Source organism: Nucisporomicrobium flavum, assembly GCF_016464385.1.
GTDB lineage: Bacteria > Actinomycetota > Actinomycetes > Mycobacteriales > Micromonosporaceae > Actinoplanes > Actinoplanes flavus_A.
Genome location: NZ_JADMLH010000003.1, coordinates 592052 through 613487 on the forward strand (window position 1 = coordinate 592052; position 21436 = coordinate 613487).

The 21436-nt window shown below is 73.2% G+C and carries 17 protein-coding genes; 8 read left to right on the forward strand and 9 right to left on the reverse strand.

Annotated features, from left to right (window positions below; all coding sequences use genetic code 11):
• Nucleotides 1-11: 11 nt before the first annotated feature.
• From IT780_RS10785 to IT780_RS10800, 4 genes are all read right to left on the reverse strand, one after another.
• Complete coding sequence (locus IT780_RS10785; protein ID WP_199511299.1) at nt 12-1334, reverse strand: MFS transporter; 1323 nt, start codon at nt 1332-1334, stop codon at nt 12-14.
• Between the two features lie 395 nt (nt 1335-1729).
• Nucleotides 1730-3490, reverse strand: a complete 1761-nt coding sequence (locus IT780_RS10790; RefSeq protein WP_199511300.1) for a S9 family peptidase — start codon at nt 3488-3490, stop codon at nt 1730-1732.
• Nucleotides 3491-3510: 20 nt separating this feature from the next.
• Nucleotides 3511-5286 (reverse strand): N-acetylglutaminylglutamine amidotransferase, encoded by a 1776-nt coding sequence (locus IT780_RS10795; protein ID WP_199511301.1) that lies wholly within the window; start codon nt 5284-5286, stop codon nt 3511-3513.
• 55 nt (nt 5287-5341) lie between these two features.
• Complete coding sequence (locus IT780_RS10800) at nt 5342-7924, reverse strand: carboxylate--amine ligase/circularly permuted type 2 ATP-grasp protein (RefSeq protein WP_199511302.1); 2583 nt, start codon at nt 7922-7924, stop codon at nt 5342-5344.
• A 282-nt stretch (nt 7925-8206) separates the two neighbouring features.
• Here IT780_RS10800 and ppdK point away from each other — a divergent pair, with 282 nt between their 5' ends.
• A complete protein-coding gene (gene ppdK / locus IT780_RS10805) occupies nt 8207-10882 on the forward strand; it encodes a pyruvate, phosphate dikinase (RefSeq protein WP_199511303.1) in 2676 nt (891 codons plus the stop codon).
• Here the strand turns inward: ppdK and IT780_RS10810 are convergent.
• Nucleotides 10792-11985: an FAD-dependent oxidoreductase gene (locus tag IT780_RS10810; protein ID WP_199511304.1), complete on the reverse strand. Its 1194-nt coding sequence runs from the start codon at nt 11983-11985 to the stop codon at nt 10792-10794. The genes ppdK and IT780_RS10810 overlap by 91 nt on opposite strands.
• An 81-nt stretch (nt 11986-12066) precedes the next feature.
• Between IT780_RS10810 and IT780_RS10815 the strand changes: the two genes are divergently transcribed.
• From IT780_RS10815 to IT780_RS10825, 3 genes are all read left to right on the forward strand, one after another.
• Nucleotides 12067-12744: a TetR/AcrR family transcriptional regulator gene (locus tag IT780_RS10815; protein WP_199511305.1), complete on the forward strand. Its 678-nt coding sequence runs from the start codon at nt 12067-12069 to the stop codon at nt 12742-12744.
• Between the two features lie 54 nt (nt 12745-12798).
• Nucleotides 12799-13785, forward strand: a complete 987-nt coding sequence (locus tag IT780_RS10820) for a DUF5937 family protein (protein ID WP_199511306.1) — start codon at nt 12799-12801, stop codon at nt 13783-13785.
• 78 nt (nt 13786-13863) lie between these two features.
• Complete coding sequence (locus tag IT780_RS10825; RefSeq protein ID WP_199511307.1) at nt 13864-14382, forward strand: hypothetical protein; 519 nt, start codon at nt 13864-13866, stop codon at nt 14380-14382.
• Nucleotides 14383-14393: 11 nt separating this feature from the next.
• On the opposite strand, the gene IT780_RS10830 is transcribed toward IT780_RS10825, so the two are convergent.
• Together IT780_RS10830 and IT780_RS41740 are read right to left on the reverse strand one after the other, a co-directional pair.
• Entirely contained in the window at nt 14394-14948 is a 555-nt protein-coding gene (locus IT780_RS10830; RefSeq protein ID WP_199511308.1) for a hypothetical protein, read from the reverse strand.
• A gap of 25 nt (nt 14949-14973) precedes the next feature.
• Complete coding sequence (locus IT780_RS41740; RefSeq protein WP_233412525.1) at nt 14974-15573, reverse strand: hypothetical protein; 600 nt, start codon at nt 15571-15573, stop codon at nt 14974-14976.
• Nucleotides 15574-15755: 182 nt separating this feature from the next.
• Between IT780_RS41740 and IT780_RS10840 the strand changes: the two genes are divergently transcribed.
• The 4 genes from IT780_RS10840 to IT780_RS10855 all read left to right on the forward strand — a co-directional run bounded on the left by IT780_RS10840 (nt 15756) and on the right by IT780_RS10855 (nt 18510).
• Nucleotides 15756-16619 (forward strand): helix-turn-helix domain-containing protein, encoded by an 864-nt coding sequence (locus tag IT780_RS10840; protein ID WP_199511309.1) that lies wholly within the window; start codon nt 15756-15758, stop codon nt 16617-16619.
• 172 nt (nt 16620-16791) lie between these two features.
• A complete protein-coding gene (locus IT780_RS10845; RefSeq protein WP_199511310.1) occupies nt 16792-17292 on the forward strand; it encodes a hypothetical protein in 501 nt (166 codons plus the stop codon).
• A 67-nt stretch (nt 17293-17359) separates the two neighbouring features.
• The gene (locus IT780_RS10850) at nt 17360-17875 is read left to right on the forward strand and encodes a SigE family RNA polymerase sigma factor (protein ID WP_199511497.1); all 516 of its coding nucleotides are present in this window, start codon (nt 17360-17362) and stop codon (nt 17873-17875) included.
• Nucleotides 17872-18510: a hypothetical protein gene (locus tag IT780_RS10855; protein ID WP_199511311.1), complete on the forward strand. Its 639-nt coding sequence runs from the start codon at nt 17872-17874 to the stop codon at nt 18508-18510. Before IT780_RS10850 ends, IT780_RS10855 begins: the two co-directional genes overlap by 4 nt.
• 13 nt (nt 18511-18523) lie before the next feature.
• On the opposite strand, the gene IT780_RS10860 is transcribed toward IT780_RS10855, so the two are convergent.
• The gene (locus tag IT780_RS10860) at nt 18524-19933 is read right to left on the reverse strand and encodes a hypothetical protein (RefSeq protein ID WP_199511312.1); all 1410 of its coding nucleotides are present in this window, start codon (nt 19931-19933) and stop codon (nt 18524-18526) included.
• A 2-nt stretch (nt 19934-19935) separates the two neighbouring features.
• Nucleotides 19936-21303 (reverse strand): hypothetical protein, encoded by a 1368-nt coding sequence (locus IT780_RS10865; RefSeq protein WP_199511313.1) that lies wholly within the window; start codon nt 21301-21303, stop codon nt 19936-19938.
• Nucleotides 21304-21436 lie beyond the last annotated feature (133 nt).

Genomic DNA, 21436 nt, shown 5'->3' on the forward strand with positions numbered 1-21436 from the left:
GACGCGAAACCTCAGCCTTTACCGAGGCGCTGCGCGCTAAACCAGCCTCTTTCGGCCAGAACCTCCCGCAGCGGCCGGACGTGGACGCCCTCGGCCGCCAGCCGCTGCCGGGCCAGCCTGCGGGTCCGCAGGATGCCGAGCACGCCGAGCACGCCGATCGCGTACTGAACCGACATGGCGACCTTGAAGTCGGCGATGTCGTAGGCGGCGCGGCCGCCCGTGCGGGCGTCCAGGATCAGCCCGACGAGCAGGATCGTGGTCAGCGACGCCACGAACCCGCCCACGTTGACGATGCCGGTGGCCGTGCCGAGCCGGTTCGGCGGGTTGAACGTCCGCGCGAACTCGAACCCGATCATCGAGCCCGGGCCGCCGAGGCCGAGCGCCACCACGAGCAGCAGCAGCACGGCCAGCGGCGCGCGCCCCGGCCACGCGATGACCAGCGCCCAGCCGAGCGCGTTCATGGCGATCACGCCCAGCACGAGCCACGAGCGGCGCAACGGGTGGCGCTGCACCAGCACGCCGAGCAGCGGGCCGCCGACCATGCCGACGATCACGAACAGCGTCAGCATCGAGCTGGCCGTGGCGCGCGACAGGCCCTCGCCCGCGACCAGGAACGGATAGCCCCACATCAGCGCGAACACCGTGCCGGGGAACTGGGTGGTGAAGTGCGTCCACAGCCCCAGCCGGGTGCCGGGATGCCGCCACGCGGTGGCGAGGTCCGAGCCGAGCCGGCGCGCGGTGACCGCCTCGCCGGTGCTGATCCGCCGCTCCGGGCTGTCGTGCAGCGCCACCATCGCGACGACGGCGACGAACACCCCGGCCGCGGACGCGGAGATGAAGGCGGTGGTCCAGCCGGCGCCGGCCAGCAGGGCAGCCAACGGTACGGCGCTGAGCACCTGACCGACCTGCCCCACGATGCCGGTGAGCTGGGTGACCACCGGCACCCGCCGCGACGGGAACCACTGGGGCACCAGCCGCAGCACGCTGATGAACGTCATCGCGTCACCCGCGCCGACGAGCACCCGGGCGGCCACGGCCCCGCCGACACCGTCGGAGAACGCCATCAGCGCCTGCCCGGCTGCCATCACCAGGGCGCCACCGACCACCAGCCGCAGCGAGCCGAAGCGGTCCAGCAGCACGCCGACGGGGACCTGGAGGCCCGCGTACACGAGGAGCTGCAGCACGGCGAAGGACGCCAGCGCGCTCGCGCCGATGCCGAACCGTGCCTGCGCGTCGAGACCCGCGACCCCGAGGGACGTGCGGTGCAGCACAGCCACCACGTATGCGGAGAGGCCGACGGCCCAGACCGCCCAGGAGCGGGCACCGCCTCGCATGAAAAACCCCACCTCGTCCGCTCGCGTGCCTCCCACCCTTTCGCGGACGGACAGCCATCGCCAACGGCGAACGTCACAATTCAGGCGTGTGCCCGGTCACGGCATCCGGGCGGGTGACCTCGGCGGATTCCGCTTGCGGAGGAGCGCGCGGCGCGGGCCGGGGCCGGGGGCGGAAGGGCGCATCGGGGCGAGCCGGCTGCGCGGCGCCGCGCACCCGGTCGGGCCGCGCACCCGGTCGGGCCGCGCACCCGGTCGGGCCGCGCACCCGGTCGGGCCGCCCTCCGGTCGGGCCGCGCTCCGGTCGGGCCGCCTCCGGCCGGAGGCGGCGGTCGGCCGGGTCGCGGTGAGCCCGGGCTCGCGGTGGGTCCGGGGCCGCGGTGGGGCGCGGGGTGGAGTCAGGCGAGCAGGGACGGGACCCGAAGGTGGTGGGTGAGCCAGCCGACGGTCTCGCGCAGGTACTCGGCGCGCGACGACCGGTGCAGCAGCTCGTGTCCCTCGCCCGGGAAGAGCAGGTACTTGTGCTCCGCCCCGCGCGCCGCCAGCGCGGCCACGACCTGCTCCGCCTCGATCACCGGCACGTTGCTGTCGTTCTCGCCGTGCACCACCATCAGCGGCGCGCGCAGGCGGTCGATGCGGGTGATCGGGGACAGCTCGCGCAGCAGTTCCGCGTCCGCGACCGGGTCGCCGTACTTGGACACGGCCGCCGCCGCGATCCACGGCTCGGTGTGCTCGTAGAACGTGGCGAAGTTCGACATGCCGCAGACGTCGATGCCCACCGCGAACAGCTCCGGGTACGTGGTCAGCGCGGCCAGCGTCAGGTAGCCGCCGTACGAGCGCCCCATGCACCCCACCCGGGCCGGGTCGGCCACGCCGGTGCTCACGAGGTGGCCGACGCACGCGGCGACGTCGGCGACGGCCGCCCAGCGCAGCGGCCCGTTGTCGGCGTTGACGAAGCTGCGGCCGAAGCCCGAGGAGCCGCGCACGTTGGCGGCGAACACGGCGATGCCGCGGTCCACCAGGGACTGGAAGAGCGGGCCGTGGCCGGGGCGTTCCTGCGCCTCCGGGCCGCCGTGCAGCCACAGCACCGTGGGGTGCGGGCCGGGCGTCGCCGGCTGGAAGAGCCAGCCGCTGATCTCGAGGCCGTCGTGGGAGGCGAAGCGGCGCAGGGTGGGGCGTACGGCTCCGGGGGCGGGCGGCTCGACGGAGACCGGGTGGAGCTCGCCGTCCCAGACCCAGACGCCGTGTGGCTGACCCGGCGCCTCCGCGGTGAACGCCAGCGTGCTGCCGTCGGCGCTCCAGGCGAGGCCGGAGACCACCGTGCCGGGCAGCTCCACGTCCTGGGAGTCGACGGTCAGCCGGGACAGGCCGCCGTCGGCGTTCCACAGCACGGCGACGCGCGAGCCGTCCGGGGTCAGCGCGAACGACTCGACCTCGGCGTCGGGCGCCTCGGCGAGGATCTGCGCGGCGCCGGCGGCCGTCCGCAGCAGGACCGGGCGCTCACCGGCGTCGCTGCGTGCCCACACCGAGCCGTCCGGGCCGAAGCAGGCCTGTTCGCCGCTGGTGACGTACTCCTCGACGCCGGTCCGCAGGTCGCGGACGACCACGTACCGGCTGCTGCGCGCGCCGTGCCGCAGCAGCGCGCGGCTGCCGTCGGGCGAGACGTCGAAGAGCGTGACCAGGTCGCCCTCGGCGACCACCTCGCGGGTGCCGTGCTCGGCGTCCACGAGCACCGTGGTGGTCAGGTTCTCGGTGATCGCGAGCAGCGGGCGGCCGGGCAGCCAGCGGACGTTCTCCGCGGTGTCCGCGCCGAAGCCGGCGACCTGGTGCAGCGCGGAGCCGTCCGGCCGGACCAGCCACACCTCGGTGCGCGGCGCCCCACCGGGCGCGAGCACGCAGGCCAGCCAGCCGCCCCCGGTGGACCAGTGCACGGACTGCACCGGCTCCTCGCCGGTGTCGACCAGGAACGTCAGGTCGCTGCCGACCGGCTGCACCCACACCTTCGGGGTGCCGCTGCGGTCCGACACGTACGCGGCGTGCCGGCCGTCCGGCGAGAGCGCCGGGGACCAGCTGCCGCTGACCTCCGACGGGTAGGACCCCAGCGTCTGCCACCCGGCGGGCAGCACGGTGACATCGACCCGGTTGAGCTGACCGGTCATGGGGTCCTCCTTCGGCTTGGCTAGATTCCCTTGTCCTGCAACCACATCTCGAGCAGCGCGAGCTGCCACAGCTGGTTCGCCCCGAGGGTCGTACGGGCAGTGTTCGGGTCGGCCAGCAGCGCGTCAACGTACTCCTTGCGGAACAGCCCCCGCGCGCGGGCCGCCGGTGCGTGCAGAGCGTCGCGGACGAGCTCCAGCATCGGGCCTTCGAGGTGCCGGATCCCGGGAACCGGGAAGTAGCCCTTGGTCCGGTCGATCACCTCGTCGGGCACGACCCCGCGAGCCGCGTCCTTGAGCACCCCCTTGCCGTCCTGGGCCAGCTTCAGCTCCGGCGGGCAGGCCGCCGCGAGCTCGACCAGCTCGTGGTCCAGGAACGGTACGCGCGCCTCCAGCCCCCACGCCATCGTCATGTTGTCCACTCGTTTGACGGGATCGTCGACGAGCATCACCTGCGAGTCCAGCCGCAACGCCGCGTCGACCGCCGTGGTCGCCCCGGGCCGGCCGAAGCTCGCCGCGACGTAGCCGCGGCTGACGTCCTCGTCCAGGAACCATTCCGGGTTCAGCTGGCGGGCCAGGTCGCTGTGCGGGCGGTCGAAGAACTCCTTCGCGTACGCGTCGACGGCCGCCTCCCGTGGCACGTCCGCGAGCGGCGGGTACCAGCTGTAGCCGGCCAGGATCTCGTCGGCGCCCTGACCCGACTGCACGACCGTGACCTGCTTCGAGACGTCCTCGCTGAGCAGGTTGAACGCGATGCAGTCGTGGCTGACCATCGGCTCGCTCATGGCCGCCACCGTGCGCGCCACCGCGGGCAGGAACCGGTCCTTGCCGATGCGGATCTGGTGGTGCCGGGTGTCGAACTGCTTGGCGATGATGTCGGAGTACGCGAACTCGTCGCCGCTCTCCCCGGCCGCGGACTCGAAGCCGATGGAGAAGGTGGTCAGCCCGCGCTGCCCCTGCTCGGCCAGGAGCGCCACGATGTACGACGAGTCCAGGCCGCCGGAGAGCAGCACCCCGACCGGCACGTCGGCGACCATCCGGCGTTCCACGGCCGTACGCAGCCCGGCGTGGATCGCCTCGGCCCACTCCTCGCGGCTCGAGGGGGTGTCGATGCGGGTGTGCGAGGCCTCCCAGTAGACCGTCGAGGTGCTGGTGCCGTCGGGGCGGATGACGCGTACGGTCGCCGGCGGCAGCTTGCGGACACCGGAGACGATCGTGCGCGGCGCCGGCACCACCGAGTGGAACGTCATGTAGTGCTGCAGCGCGACCTTGTCGATCGAGGTGTCGACGTCGCCCGCGGCGAGCAGCGCCGGCAGGGTCGACGCGAAGCGCAGCCGCCCGGGCGTCTCGGCGAGGTACATCGGCTTGATGCCGAGCCGGTCGCGCGCCAGCATGACGGTGCCGGTGGCGTGCTCGGTGATCGCGAAGGCGAACATGCCGAGGAAGTGCTGCACGCAGTCGGTGCCCCACCGGTGGTACGCCTTCAGGATCACCTCGGTGTCGGACGTCGAGAAGAACGTGTAGCCGTAACCCTGCAGCTCCTCGCGCAGCTGCCGGTAGTTGTAGATGCAGCCGTTGAAGACGAGCGTGAGGCCCAGCTGCTCGTCGGTCATCGGCTGCGCGCCGGCCTCGGAGAGGTCGATGATCTTGAGTCGGCGATGCCCGAACGCCACCCCGCCGCGGTGCCACAGGCCCTCACCGTCGGGGCCGCGCGACTCGAGGCTCGGCAGCATCCGCCGGACCGCCTCGGGATCGGCGGCCCGGTCGTCGAACCGGAGCTCGCCGGCGATTCCGCACATGATTAATCAACCTCCACGGTTTCCGTTTCGGGTGCATTTCCGAGTCGTAAAGCGCTTAGCTCAAGAGCCACGTGTCCTTGGAGCCGCCGCCGCGGGAGGAGTTCACGATCATGCTCCCGGCGGGGGCGACGCGGGTCAGGGCGGCGGGGGCGACCACCGACTCGCGGCCGGTGAAGACGAAGGCGCGCAGGTCCACGTGGCGTGGCGCCAGCTGATGGCCGTCGAAGACCGGGGCGGTCGACAGGTTCACCACCTCCTGGGCCACCCAGCGGTGCGGGGCCGTACGGATCTGGCGGCGTACCGCGGCGAGGTCCTCGGGGCCGGCGTGCGGGCCGATGACGATGCGGTCGCCGCCGTAGCCGTCCACGGGCTTGCACACCAGCTCCTCGAGCCGGTCCAGCACCTCCGCGCGCTGCTCCGGGATCCCGCACAGGTACGTCGGCACGTCCGCGAGCAGCGGCTTCTCCCCGAGGTAGTACTCGATGAGCTTCGGGACGTACGCGTACACGGCCTTGTCGTCGCCGATGCCGTTGCCCAGCGCGTTCGCCAGCACGACGGTGTCGGCGTGCAGCGCCGCGACGAGGCTCGGGCCCAGCGGCATCCCGTCGGCGCCGGGGGAGTGCACCAGGCTGTCCTCGCCCATGCGCAGGTACACCACGTCGACGCGGTGCTTGCGGCCGTTGGCGATGCGGTGCAGCACACCCTCGTCGACGAGCAGGTCGGTGCTGCGGACCAGCGGTACGCCCATCTCCTCGGCCAGCATGCGGTGCTCGAACCACGCCGAGTCGTCGGGGCCCTGGCTCAGCACCACCAGGCGCGGGTCGTCTCCGGCCGCCGGGCCCGCCGCGTCGAGCAGGGCCTGCTTGAGCAGCTGCGGCGTCCGCTCCGGGCTCAGCAGCCCTGGCGGGTACGGCAGTTCGGGCAGGACCGCCTCGGTGAGGCGGCGGTTCTGCATCGCGTACGCGATCCCGGACGGCACCCGCAGGTTGTCCTCCAGCACGCACCAGTTGCCCTCGCCGTCGCGCACGAGGTCGACGCCGGCCACCTGCGCGCGGACGCCGGGGCGGCTGACCAGGGCCCCGCTGGGCCGCAGCTCGGGCGAGCCGTCGATCACCCACTCCGGCACGACGCCGTCGCGGACCACCGTACGGTCGCCGTACACGTCGTTGACGAACGCGTCGAGCGCGCGGACCCGCTGGATCAGCCCGCCGCGCAGCCGGCTCCAGGCGCTCGCCGGTACGGTCCGCGGCACGAGGTCGAACGGGAAGAGCCGGGTGGCGGCCTCGCCGGCCACGCTGAACGTGATCCCGCGGGCGCGCTGCTCGTCGTCCTTGGCGTCCTCGCGGCGGCGCAGCCCGGCCGGGCCGAGGGCGCTCAGCACGTCGAGGATTCCCTGGTACGCCGGCACGACGTCGCCGCCCGGGAACGCCTCGTCGCCGTCCGCCGCGTACGGCGTGAGCCCAGCCGGTACGGTCTGCCCGCCGGGACCGATGCCGGTGGCGCCGCCGCGGGTGTCGGCGACGACCAGGTCGACCACGTCCGAGATCCGTCCGCGGCGTGCCATGGCCCGGCGCTGGCGGGCGGCGGAGCTGCCCCGGCTGAGCGCCTGCACCGACAGGTCGTACACCTGCTCCCAGTCGCCCAGCTCCTCCAGCTGCGGGCGCAGGTCGCCGACGAGCCGCTCCACGGCCACCGCGGCGGGCACCGGCACCGGCGAGCGGGGCAGGTCGAGCAGGTCGCCCTCGAGGCCGGAGCGGGCGGCCCGCCACATCGCGGCGCGGTGCAGCGGCGGGCGGGTCGGCACCAGCGGCTCCCCGGCGCGGTACTCCTGCCGGGCGCGCAGCACCAGGCCGCGGAACAGCCCGGCGAGGAGCACGACCGTGTCCGCGTCCGGGCTGGAGTCGGTGACCCGCAGCTCCACCGTGGGCAGGTGCGCCGACGGGCGTACGTCGAAGTAGACCATCTTGGGGTCGCTGATCGTGCCGGAGGCGATGAGGTCGGCGACCAGGGCGTCGTGGTCGGCCGCGCCGGTGACGACGCCGCTGTCGCCGGCGGTCGGCCAGCGCATCCAGACCAGCGAGCGCACGCTGGCATAACCGCTGTCCTCGCCCATCCAGTACGGCGAGCTTGCCGACAGCGCGAGCAGGACGGGCAGCGCCGGAGTCACCCGCTGGGCGATCGACACCGCCTCGTCGCGGTCGGCGATGCCCACGTGCACCTGGGCGCCGCAGATGAGCTGCTCGCGCGCGAGCATCTGGTATTCGTCGACCATCCGGCGGTAGCGCGAGGTGGGCGTGACCGGCAGCGAGTCGAGGTCCACGATCGGCACGGTGCCGGCCGCCACGAGGCCCAGACCGAGGGACTCGGCGATGCCGATGGCGCGGCGGCGCAGCCCGATGATGCCGTCCCGCAGCTCGTCCAGCGAGCCGGCGACGGGCGTGTTCGTCTCCACCACCGACCGGTGCAGCTCCGCGGAGAAGCTCCCGGGGTCGAGCTGCTCCAGGATCTGCGGTGCCCGCGGCACGAGCTCGCGGGTGCGCAGATCGACGACGTGCAGCTCCTCCTCCACGCCGAGCGTGAGCTCCGTGCCGAGGGTGGGGTCGCCGCCGCCCGTGCTGATACTCAATGACTCCGTCATGCAAGACCACCTATGTCGTCAGCTCTTCCCCGGAGCCTCGCCAGCTCATGTACCGAACCTGTGACGTGCCCATTTCCGGCGGCGATCAAGCATGACGGGGATGACACCGGGCCCCCGCGGGTCACGGTGGCGTGCGCACGGCTGCTCGATGTCACGCTCTTCCGCGCCGAGCTGCGCGTGGGCTTGTGCAATTTTTCACGAACGCTAGGGCGTCCGGTGGCGCCGCCCCTAGCCTCCGGGACACCATTAACGAGCGTTCATGCGTGGCAATGGGAGGCGAGAATGGCCGGGGAGAAGTACGTCTACGATTTTTCGGAAGGTCACAAGGACCTCAAGGAGCTCCTCGGTGGCAAAGGCGCGAACCTGGCCGAGATGACCCGCCTCGGGCTGCCCGTGCCGGCCGGATTCACCGTCACCACGAAGGCCTGCCAGGCGTACCTGGCGACGGGGCGCCACCCGGACGGGCTGGCCGGGGAGATCGACGGGCATCTCGCCGTGCTGGAGCGCACGATGGGCCGCCGGCTCGGTGATCCGGCCGACCCGCTGCTGGTCTCCGTACGTTCGGGGGCGGCGTTCTCGATGCCCGGCATGATGGAGACCGTGCTCAACGTCGGGCTCACCGACGCCTGCGTCGAGGGGCTCGCCACGCAGGCCGGCGGCGACCACCGGTTCGCGTGGGATTCGTACCGGCGGCTGATCCAGATGTTCGGCAAAACGGTGTGCGACGTGCCGGGCGAAGAATTCTCCGACGCCCTGGAAGACGCGAAAAAGGCCAAGGGCGGCACCGACGATCTGCACCTCGACGCCGACGACCTGCGCGCGCTGGTGCAGGCGTACAAGCGCATTTTCGCCAAGCACACCGGATACGACTTCCCGCAGGACCCGCGCGAACAGATGCGGCTGGCGATGGAGGCCGTGTTCCGCTCCTGGAATGCCGAACGCGCGGTGCTCTACCGGCGGCAGGAGCGCATCCCGGCCGACCTCGGCACGGCCGTCAACGTGGTCGCGATGGTCTTCGGCAACCTCGGCCCCGACTCCGGCACGGGCGTCGCCTTCACCCGCGACCCGGCCAGCGGCGCCCAGGGCATCTACGGCGATTACCTGGCAAATGCCCAGGGCGAGGACGTCGTCGCCGGCATCCGCAACACGGTCCCGCTCGAGGAGCTCAAGAACCTCGACCGGCGCTCGTACGACGAGCTCCTCGAGATCATGGCCAAGCTCGAGGGCCACTACCGTGACCTGTGCGACATCGAGTTCACCATCGAACGCGGCAAGCTGTGGATGCTGCAGACCCGGGTCGGCAAGCGTACGGCCGCGGCCGCGTTCCGGATCGCGGGCCAGCTGGTGAACGAGGGCATGATCGATCTCGACGAGGCGCTGTGCCGCGTCTCCGGCGCCCAGCTGGCGCAGCTGATGTTCCCCCGCTTCGACCTGTCCGGCGAGCCGGCCGCGCTCACCCGGGGGATCGGCGCGTCGCCCGGCGCGGCCTCCGGCAAGGCGGTCTTCAGCGCGCAGCGGGCGACCGAGCTGGCCGCCGCCGGCGAGGACGTGATCCTGGTCCGGCGCGAGACGAACCCCGAGGACCTGGCCGGCATGATCGCCGCCCGGGGCATCCTCACCGCCCGGGGCGGCAAGACGAGCCACGCCGCGGTGGTGGCCCGGGGAATGGGCCGCACCTGCGTATGCGGCGCGGACCAGCTGGAGATCGCCGGGGACCGGTTCACCGTGCGGGGCCGTACGGTCAACGAGGGCGACGTCATCTCCGTCGACGGCACGAGCGGCTGCGTCTACCTCGGCGCGGTGCCCGTACGCCCCTCCGAGGTCGTGCAGTACTTCGAGGGCGAGACCGTCGAATCGTCGCTCGTGGACGCCGTACACCTGATCATGGATCACGCCGACGCCAGCCGGCGGCTCGCCGTCCGCACGAACGCCGACACCGGCGCGGACGCGGCCCGGGCCCGGCGCTTCGGCGCGGAGGGCATCGGGCTGTGCCGTACCGAGCACATGTTCCTCGGCGACCGGAAAGAGCTGGTCGAGCGGCTGATCCTCGCCGTCAGCGAGAGCGCCCGCAACGACGCGCTGGCCGCCCTGCTGCCGCTGCAGCGCGCCGACTTCGTCGACCTGTTCCGGGCCATGGACGGGCTGCCGGTGACCGTACGGCTCATCGACCCGCCGCTGCACGAGTTCCTGCCGTCGCTGGAGGAACTCGCCGTGACCGTGGCGCTGGCCCGCGAGCGGGGTGAGGCGCACGCCGACGAGGAACGCCTGCTCGACGCCGTACGCCGGATGCACGAGCAGAACCCGATGCTGGGGCTGCGCGGCGTACGCCTGGGCCTGGTCATCCCGGGTCTGTTCGCGATGCAGGTGCGGGCGATCGCGGAGGCCGCGGCGCAGCTCGCCGCGGAGGGCCTCGACCCGCGGCCGGAGATCATGGTGCCGCTGGTCGGCGCCGTCCAGGAGCTCGAGACGGTCCGCCGCGAGTGCGAGCAGATCGTCGCCGAGGTGATCGGCGACGCCGGCGTCCGGGTCCAGATCGGCACGATGATCGAGGTGCCGCGCGCGGCGCTGACCGCCGGCCAGATCGCCGAGGCGGCCGACTTCTTCTCCTTCGGCACCAACGACCTCACCCAGATGGGCTGGGGTTTCTCCCGCGACGACGTCGAGGGCGCCTTCTTCTGGCGCTACCTCGAGCTGGGCATCTTCGGCATCTCACCGTTCGAGTCCATCGACCGCGAGGGGGTCGGCCGGCTGATCCGCATCGCCGCGGAGGAGGGGCGCGAGGTGAAGCCCGACCTCAAGCTCGGCGTCTGCGGCGAGCACGGCGGCGACCCGGAATCGGTGCACTTCTTCCACGAGGTGGGGCTGGACTACGTGTCCTGCTCGCCGTTCCGGGTGCCGGTCGCGAGGCTGGAGGCGGGCCGGGCCGCGGTCTCCGGAGGGGAGTCCGACAGCCGCTGACCGGTCCACCTGGCGATCACCCCGTGGGGCGCGTCACTGGCGAACATCAGCTGGTAGTCGGTGCCCTCCGCGGCTGCCGCCGCCGCGCGCGGGAACAGGCCGTGCTCGTATTCCGCGAGCGCGGCCTCCGCGTCGCCGGGGTGTGCGGCGATGGCACGGCCGAGTTCGGCACCGTCGAGCATCGCCACGTTCGCGCCTTCGCCGTTGGGCGGTGCCAGGTGGGCGGCGTCGCCGAGCAGGGTCACCCCGGGCGCCCGCTGCCAGTGGTGGTCCGCGGGCAGGGCGTAGATCGGGCGGGGCACCAGGGGAGTGTCGCCGTGGGTGATGAGGGCGGTGAGCTCGGGGGCCCAGCCGGCGAACTCGCCGGCGATCCGCCGTGCCGCGGCCTCGCGATCGGCGAAGTCGATGCCGGCGAGCCAGCCCTCCGGCTCGAGCAGCTGGCCGTACACGTGCAGGGTGCCGGCGTTCTCCCGGTGGGCCAGGATCCCCCGTCCGGGCGCGAGCGCCATCAGCGACCCGTCGCCCACCAGCGCGGCCGCCGCCGGGTGGCGGGTGTCGCTGTCGAGCAGGAACGTCTCGACCGTGGCGACGCCGGCGTATGCGGGGGTGGCGCCGGACAGCAGCGGCCGGACCCGTGACCAGGCGCCGTCCGCGCCGACCAGAAGGCCGGTGGCGACCGTGGAGCCGTCGGCGAAGACCACCTCGTGCCGGCCGGCGCCGAGCGGCCGTACGGCGACGACCTTGTGGCCCCAGCGCACGGTGCCCTCGGGGAGCGAGTCGAGCAGGAGCCGGCGCAGGTCGCCGCGGGGCACCTCGGGCCGCTCGCCGGTGCCGTCGTCGGGCAGGTCCAGCCAGACGGTGGCGTCGCGGTCGAGGATCCGGTACGACTCGCGGCCCGGAAGCACGAGGGCGCGGAACCCCTCGAGCAGGCCGGCCGCCTCGAGCGCCGGCTGCCCGTTCCAGGGGTGGATGTCGAGCAGGCCGCCCTGGGTACGCGCGGCCGGCGAGGGCTCCGCCTCGTAGACCGTGGCCGGGATGCCGTGGACGTGCAGGACCCGGGCCAGGACGAGGCCGCCGAGGCCGGCTCCGACGATCGTCACCATATCGGTGCTCCTCACTATGTTGGATTGACGCTCCAAAGCTAGCACGATAGTGGAGCGGCGATCCATGCAAGACTGGTCACTATGGCGACCAAGGCCCGGCGTACGGACGCCCTGTCCAGGGAAGTGATCGTCGAGGCCGCCACGCAGATCCTCGACACCGACGGCGAGGACGCGCTGACCCTGCGCGCGCTGACCGTCCGGCTGAACACCGGGTACGGGGCGCTCTACCACCACGTCGAGAACAAGAGCGACCTGCTCGCGGCAGCCGCCGAGGACGTCATCGCCCGCGCCGTGGCCGGTGCCGCCACGGATTCCGAGCCGCGCGAGTTGCTGCGTACGGTCGCCCTGAGCCTGTTCGACGCGATCACCGCGCACCCGTGGGCGGGCGCCCAGCTCGCCCGGGAGCCGTGGCGGTCCGCGCTGCTGGACATCTACGAGAGCATCGGCGCGCACCTCGAGGCGCTCGGCGTTCCGGAGCCGGCGCTGTTCGACTCGGCGGGCGCCCTGGTGAACTACATCCTCGGCGTGGCCGGCCAGAACGCCGCGACTGCTCGGGCCGGCGCGCACCGGACGGCGTCCCTCGCGGCCGTGGCGGCGCAGTGGGAGCGGCTCGACCCCGCCAGGTACCCGCGCCTGCACAAGGCCGCGGCGCAGCTGCCCGAGCACGACGACCGCGAGCAGTTCCTGGCCGGCGTGGACCTGTTCCTCGCCGGTGTCGAGGCCGTCCACCGGCGCGGCGCGAGCGACCGATCGAGCTGAGGCGGGCCGGCTGAGCCCGGTCCGTCCCGGCCCGGCATCGGTATCGTGGTAGGGGTGATCGAGCTGTTGTTCGAGCCGGGTGACCTGGCTCGGATCCGCTTCGCACGGTCACCCGTGCAGGAGCTCATGAGCAGCATGCGGATCGCCGGTCACGCGGATCGGAGCCGGATGCACCAGCCGTGGGTGCAGTCGGTGCGCGGGGCCGTGTCCGCCCTGCGGCTCGACCTGCTGCGGCCGCTGCTCGCCGGCCGGCGATACCTGCCCGACTTCCTGACGCCGCCGCCGGACCGGATGGACACCAGGTTCGCCGACGAGCTGGCCCGGGTGCGCAGCACGCCGGAGGCAACCGTCCATGCGCAGCTGGAGCTGCTGGCCGGGGACGGCGCGCTGCCGGATGCGTTGCTGCCGCTGTACGAGAATCCGGAACGGCACCTGGGCCGGCTGGCCGCCGAGATGCAGGCCTACTGGCGGGTGGCGATCGATCCGGTCTGGTCCCGGCTGGCCGGCCTGCTCGACGCCGAGATCGGCCACCGCGCCGACCAGCTGACCTCCGGCGGCATCGTGCGGCTGCTGGGCAACCTGCACCCGGAGCTGGAATACGCCGACGACGCGTTGCGGATCCTGTGGCCGGCCTGGCAGTCCCAGAGCCGGCTCGACGGGACCGGGGTGCTGCTCGTGCCGTGCGTGTTCGCCTGGCCCTCGCTGCTGGTCGACACCGATCCACAGTGCCCGACGCTCGTCTACAGCCCGCGCGGTGTCGGCCAGGTCTGGGACGGCTCGGCCCGGTCGGTGCCCCCGCCGGTCGCCGACCTGCTCGGCCGCAGCCGGGCGGCGCTGCTGGCGCGGCTCGACCTGCCGCTGTCCACCACGCAGGTCGCGCGGGACCTCGGGCTGAGCGTGGCGACCGTCAGCGAGCACCTGTCGGTGCTGCGCCGGTCGGGGCTGGTCCGGTCGCGCCGGGCCGGTCGCCAGGTGCTCTACCAGCGCACGGCACTCGGCACCGACCTCCTGGGGGCCGGTGCGGGCGCGACCATTCGGTGAGCGCCGAATCGTGGAGCCGCCGCGGCGCATCGGCCCACCATGTCCAGGACAGCGCAACGGACATGAGGGAGGCCACCCATGCGAGTGGCGAGGGTATTTGTTCTGGCGTCGGCGATGGTGGCGGTGTCCGCGGTGCCGGCTGCCGCGTCCGGATCCGGCGCCGGATCCGGCGGATGGGAGCCGACGAGCACGCCACCGTTCGTCATCCCGGCCGGGGACGTGTGCTCCTTCGAGGTCAAGGGCGACATCGTCCGGGACCGCGAGCGGATGCGGACGCCCGCGACCTACCCGGACGGTTCGCCGAAGGTGCAGGACTTCGAGGGCGTGCTGGTGATCCGGTACACCAACACCGGGAACCACAGGTCGGTCGTCCGCGACGCAAGCGGCTCCATCCGGGTGTACTACCTGGAGGACGGCACCCGGATCTCGCAGCTGCACGGCCACAACGCCCTGCCGATCAAGGCGTCCAACGTGGGCTTCCCCGGCGGTGACTACATCACCCACGGCGACTTCGTCGTGATCCGGCACCCGGACGGCAGCCGCGAGGTGCCGGTGCGGCTCGGCACGATGGAGAACCTCTGCGAGACGCTCGCCTGAGACGAGACGCCTCAGCTCGCGGCTGCCGGGTGGGCCGGGACGACGTCGAGCCGGGGGTCCGCGACGAGCGCGTCGATGGCCGCCCGCTCGGCGCCGATGCCCGCCCAGTACGGGTCGACGTCGCTGGCCAGGCACCAGCGGTGGTCGGCCGGCCAGACGAACGCCGGCGGTGCGATGGTCTGTCCGCCGCCGACGTCGGCCTCCCACGCGTCGACGTCGGTCAGGGTGCCGCGCAACAGGGCGTATCTGCGGTGGGGGAGCTCGACGAGGGGGCCCTGCTGCACCTCGGGCGGCAGCGGGGCGTCGGAATATCCCTCCCACAGGCAGAAGTAGCACTCCTGCGGGGTGGACGTGAACGCCGCGAGCACCCGCAGGGCGCGCCGCATCTGCGCGATGTCCGAGGGGTGATCGACGGGAGGGCTCGTATCCCCCGGATCGGGGATGAAGCGGAGCCGGGCGTACGCCTCGAAGCCGGCGGGCCCGAACGTGATGAGCTGGTCGGCGGGGGTGGCCGAGCGGACGAGCCAGTCGGCCGCGGTGGTGTCCGCGCAGTAGCTGAGCCTCATCGTCGCCACCCCCACCGGCAATCCGTCAGTTGACCACGCAGTTCACATTGGCCTGATTGTACGGCCACTCGGAGCTGTCGATCTGGCCGTCGACGTCGACGTCGACGTGGTTGCGCCAGGAGATCGTCTGGCCGGTCGAGTTGCACGTCGCGCGGGCGACGGTCCGGTCGCCGCTACCGGTGTACGGCCGCAGCTGCTTCGTCGGCGAGCACGCCTTCTGCCGCCAGGACGCGTCGGTGTACCACTCGTAGAGACAGTTGTAGACGTGCGCGGTGTCGGCGGTGCAGGAGCCCTTCTTCCACCAGCCGTGGCCCGACACGTCACCGGACGAGTAGTGCGGGTTGTCCCGGCCACTCTCCGGCGTACAGCCCAGCAGGGCCTGCGGCTGCGCCGACGACGCGGGTCCCGAGGCCGGCTGGGCGATGCGGCGGCCCTGCCGGTCCAGGTACACCCCGGTCGCCCCGGCCGGCGCCAGGCCCGGGACGGCGTCCTCGTACGAGACGACGGCGGCGGAGCCCGGCGTGGCCCCACCCGGCACCGCGGCGTGCCCGGGTGCGGCGAGAGCGATGGTTCCGGCGAGCCCGGCGGCGAGCACCGCGGCGGCGCGGACGGCTTGCTTGATCATGATCGTGTTCCCCTCACGATTCTGACGCCGGGGCGCCGCGGGATGCCGCGACCCGCCGTCGATCAATTGAATGTCCTCAATGTAGGCGCGTTCGCCGGCCGTGCTTGTCCGCAAGGAGACATCGTCGGGTGCCCAGCCCGGGGGTTGCACCTCCCTTCGGGGGAGGCGGCAGGGTGGGGCGCATGGACTTCGCAATCGGCGAGCTGGCCCGGCGTACGGGTCTCACGGTGAAGACGATCCGGTTCTACTCCGACCGGGGTCTCGTGCCGCCCTCCCGCCGCGACTCCGCGGGCCGCCGACGCTACGACCACGACGCCGTCGCGCGCCTCACGCTGGTCCGTACGCTGCGTGAGCTCGGCCTCGACCTGGCCGCGATCTCCCGCGTCGTGCGGGGCGACGCGGAGCTCGCCGAGGTCGCCGCGGCCCACGCCGCCGCGATCGACGTACAGATGCGGGTGCTGCGGCTGCGCCGGGTGGTGCTGTCCCGGGTCGCCACGGGCGCTTCGCCGGATCGCGTACGGCTGCTGCTCGACCTGGTGGCGGGGGAGCGGGAACGGCTGGTCGACGACTTCCTCGACGCCGCGTTCGCCGGGTGCCCGCCGGCGTACGCGGGAATCCGCCGTTCGCTGACACCGGAGCTGCCGGAGGACCCCACCGCCGAGCAGTGGGACGCCTGGATCGAGCTGATGTCGCTCGTGGAGGACGCGGACTTCCGGGACAGCCTGAGCGCCCTGATCTCCGCGCACGTGAACGGCCGCGACCCGGATGCGCTGCCGAGGCGGGACCCCGTGGCGGCCGCCCGTGAGCTCGCGCGGCCGGCGCTCGCCGTCGGTGTGCGGCCGGAGTCGCCCGGTGCCGCCGCGGCCGTCGCCGCGCTGGCCGCCGAGTTCGACGGTCCGGTGCTCGACACGTTGCGGACGGCCGGCGACGAACGGTGGGACCGGTACAACGCTCTGCTGTCGGTCGTGAACGGCTGGGAGCTGCCCGAACCCACGAAGCCCGCGGTGGACTGGTTCGTCAGCGCCCTCACCGCCCGGCAGCGGTGAACAGCGCCGGGAAAATTCTTCGGTACGGGCGGCAACCCCGCCGGCGATGGTGGCGTGTACCCGGGTGTGAGCGGCTGCCGGGCCCGGCGGCGTTCACGGCGCAGGCGGATACCGGTGAAGCAGGCGCGGACGTGCTCGACTTCCACACCTACCGATGAAGAGGTTCCCTCCCATGCGTTTGCGCACCCTCGTCCCGGGCGTCGTCGCCGGTGCCGCCCTGCTCGTCCTGACCGGTTGCGGCGACCAGAATCCCGTCGCGCCCGTGGCGGCCCCGGCGCCGTCGTCCACGGCGGCCGCCGGCCCGGTGGGATCCGCGACGGCCGAGCCGACCGCCACCCAGTCGCCCCGGCCCACGGCCACCCGGGCGCCCGAACCGACGGCGACCCGGGCGCCGGCGGGGACCGACGGCTGCCCGGTGCAGGCCGCCACCCTGCAGCGGGCGGCCCACCTGAGCGCCGGATACCGGATCAAGGCCGCCGACGTGCGCTGTTCACAGGGCTGGGCCACGGCCGGGCTCACCGCGCCGAGCCCCGAGCAGCAGGGCGACGGCGTGATCCTGTTCAAGTACGCGGCCGCCTCGAAGACGTGGAAGAAGGTGGGCGAGGGCAGCTCGCTGGACTGCGAGGACTTCGGGATGCCGAAGAGCACCGGCTTCTGCTCGACCCGGGACTGACGCGGTACAGTGCCGCCTCGAAGTGATCCGGCGGGGGCACGGGGGTGGAGCCGGCGTGGACGGTCCGATGGCGGCCGACTTCAGCGAGTTCGTGCGGGCGCGGACGCCGGCCCTCCTGCGTACCGCGTTCCTGCTGACCGGCGATCGGCATCTGGCCGAGGACCTCGTGCAGGACGCGCTCGCCCGTACCCACCGGGCGTTGCGCAAGCTCGCCGACGAGGGTCACTTCGAGGCGTACACCCGTACCGCGATGTACCACCTGCACGTGAGCCGCTGGCGGCGCCGGCGGTTCGCCGAGTCCCTGAACAGCGACCTGCTCGACCGCGCCGACCCGGTACGCGACCACAGCGCGCGCGTCGACCTGCAGGTGAGCCTGCACCAGGCTCTCGCCCAGCTCACGCCACGGCAACGGGCCGTGCTGGTGCTGCGCTACTTCGAGGACCGGACCGAGGCCGAGGCGGCTGCCCAGCTGTCCTGCTCGATCGGCACCGTCAAGAGCCAGACCAGCAAGGCCCTGGCTCGCCTGCGCGCCATCGCCCCGGACCTGATCGCGTCCTCGGCGGCCGAAGGAGCAGCCCGATGAGCGACGACGACCTGCCCGTGCTGCGTCAGGCCATGGCCGGGCTCGCGGAACACGGCGGCAGCACCGACCTGTACGACCGGACCCTGCGTACCTCCCGCCGGCTGGCCCGCCGCCGGGCGATCGCCTCCGGTGGTGCGGTTGCCGCGGCCGTCCTCGCCATCGGTGTCCCCGTCGCGCTGGCGCAGCGGCAGCAGTCGCCCGCGCTGCCACCCGCGACCGTCCCCAGCGTCGGCGCCACCACCGCGCCCACCACCCCGGCCCCGACCGCCACGCTCAGCAGGACCGTCACGCCCACCGGGACGACGCCGACACGCCGGGAGACCGCCCACCGCCCGTCGTCGCCGCGGACCTCTACGTCGAGCCGGCCGGCCGGCACCGGCTGCCCGGTGAGCGCGGCGACCCTGGAGAAGGCCGCCGACTACCCCGAGGGATACCGGATCAAGCCCGCAGACGTCCGGTGCTCGCAGGGCTGGGCCACCGCCGCGCTCACCGCGCCGAGCCCGGACCAGCAGGGCGACGGCCTCGTCATCTTCAAGTACTCGCCGGGCGCCGGGACCTGGAAGAAGGTCGGTGAAGGCAGCGACATCCGGTGCGCGGACTTCGGCATGCCGAAGAGCACCGGCTTCTGCTACTGAGAGGGCGGGGACGTCACTCGCACGGCAGCGCGGCGGGCGCCACGGCCGGGTCGCCCAGGATGACCGTGCACTGCCGGTCGATCCCCGCCAGCGTGCACAGGAGCGCGGTCGACGGGGCGCCGGCCTCGCCGGTCAGCTGACGGGCGGTCGACCACCGGGACCGCAGAGCCGCGGACTGCAGGTAGTACTGGCGGAACGCGTACCCGACCGGTGTGGGCCGGGCCTGGAAGAACTCGTCGTACAGCGCGGTGATCAGCGAGCTCGTCGTGACGAGCCCGGTGTCCGCGCGGCGCAGGGTCCAGTCGAACGCCGGCTCGACGTGACCGATGAAGGCGCGGGCCGGCCGGGCCGCGCCGAGCAGGGCCCGGGGCAGCTCCGCGGTGACCGGCCCGAGGGCGACGACCCGTTCCACCGCACGGGCGGCCCGGGTGCCCTCCTGCAGCAGGCCGTCGAACTGGTGCCGCCCGGAACCGCCGGCGGAGCAGCAGGCCAGCGCGTACCAGACCACGCCTTCCGGCGACCACTGCGACAGCAACCGGTCCGGTTCGAGCAGATCGTGGCCGACGTCGACCAGCCGGCCGAGCGTCCGGCGCAGCCGCTCCGGGTCGGCGTCCGGCCCGGTCATCCCGTGGCTGGTCGTGACGACCACGCCCGGCCGGCGCTCGGCCAGGGTCGTCGCGAGCCGGGCGCAGGTGGCGTGCTCCTCCCGGAGGCCGACGGCCCGGTCGCCGATCTGGGTGTCCGTACGCCACGCCGCGAGCGCCCGTTCCCCCACGCCCTGCCGCATCAGCCAGGTGATGTCGCCGGGCCGATGCTGCACCGACCACATCAGCGGGCTGGAGCTGTCCACCGCGGCCGATGCCCACCCGGACAGCGCGGCCTCGACGTAGTTGCCGAGGCCGGAGTCGTCCAGGTCGAGGCGGCCGGTGTAGCAGACGTGATTGAGCTGGAACTGCAGGTCCCACGGCAGCTCCACCGGGGATCCGGCCAGCAGGAGGTAGTACGGCAGCTCGCCCCGCCCCGCCCCGCGCGGACCGTCGCCGGTCGTCGGGATCGGGTGGCGGGCGCCGTCGGGGTAGTAGCGGTACAGCTGGTCCCAATCGTCCCGCTCGTACCGCAGCACGATCGGCTGGCCGGTGGCACTGCGGGCCGCCGCGAGGCGCTGGAGGGGCTCGGGCGCGTCGTCGGCACGGGCCCGCTCGGGGCGGCTCAGTCCCGGTACGTCCGGCAGCACGATCCCCCAGCCGACCCGCCGGTCCAGCCAGTCCCGGTGGTCGGGGCGTTGCTGCGCCGCCCGGTGCGACGCCGGGCGCCCGGCGAAGTGGTCACCCAGCGCCCACTGCGCGGCGCGATCGGAGAGCCCGCCCGTCGCCGGCTCCGTACCGGTCCAGGCGTTGGCGGTGAGCTCCTCGGGCCACTGCACCGCTACTCCTCGACGTCGAGAAGCTGGCGCAACATCCACCAGGTGGACGGGTTGCTCACCTCGCCGTGGCCGCCGATCGTCCGGGTGGCGCGGATGCCGTACACGCGGGGCGCCGGGCTGCCCGTACCCAGGCCGTACGACCGGCCGGGGTCGAGCACGTCCACCACGGTCGCCTCGTGCGGGTCCATGCCGCCGGGGCCGAAGCCGCCGAGGGCCGCGTACCGGCTGGGTGCCTCCCCGTCGCCGGCGTAGTCGGGTTCGCCGAGGTCGCGGCCGCGCAGCAGGGCCCGGTGGTAGAAGCGGGTCAGCGCCACGTCCTTGCCGCTGAAGGTGCTGAGGATGGGCAGCTCCACCCGGCTCAGGGCGCTGCGATATCCACCGGGCCGGTCGGTGCCGGGGACCCTGGCGGAGAAGGACAGAGCGGACACCGCGGCCTGCAGCAGCAGTGCGGAGCGTACGTGCCGATCCGCCGCGACCGCCGCGTCGGCGGCGCAGATGGCGGACAGGACGACCTTCGCGCCGAAGGAGTGCCCGACGCAGTGCACCCGGATCCCGGTTCGGAGCAGCTCGGTCAGCAGTGGGGCGACGCCGTGCTCGCCGACCGCCCCGGCGCGATCCTTCATCTGCCAGACGGACAGCGCCCGGACGATCTCGCGCGGGTCGAAGGAGAAGTCACCGGCCGTCTCCGGTGCGCTGCCGGGGTCCGCCGGCTGTTCGTAGTAGCCCAGCTGGCCGAGGTCGGTCACGGCATCGTCCGGCGGGTCGGCGGTGGCCCAGGCCCGCACGATCTCGCCCGGATCCGGTGGCCCGCTCTCGCCGGTCTCGGCGCCGTCGCGGGCGATCAGCGGCAGGAACAGCTCGGCGAGCTCGCGGGCCTCCGGCAACCCCAGGCTGTCGCGCTGGGTCAGGGCGTACAGCCGCTCGGCCTGCTCGGCGGTGATCAGCAGCCCGAGCTCGTCGACGTCGCCGCGCGCCTGTGCCATCTCCGGGTCGGTCAGGCCGCCGTCGTCGCCGGCGATCACGGGTCCCCGCCCCTCGGCGCCGGTGAGCAGCTTGCTCGGCCAGAAGATCCCGGCCAGAAGGGTACGGCGCTGCCGGCCGGCCGGTGGGCGTTCGGCCAGCTGGCCGACGTAGCCGTCCACGAACGACTCGTACTTCCCGGTCGCCTGCATCCAGTCGTTGTTCCAGCCGTGCGAGAACAGGATCACGTCGGTGAAGTCGCCGCTCGCCGCACGCTCGGCGATCTCCGCGGCCGTCCGCGGTGACGTGCACCGTCCCCGGCGGTCGAAGGACACCATGTACCAAGGCGTCTCGCCCATCGAAGCGGAGACCATGCGGTACGGGCCCTGGAGGTAGTGCGTCGCGGTCATCGTGGGCCTCCCGTCTGCCTGGTGGCGCACAGCCCAGCCTCGTGCGCGGCGGTGACGCGGTCAACGGAACGTCCCTCGTTGGTTACTGTCGGGATTCGGCAGATCCCTGGGCATGATCTCGGCACCGGCGGTG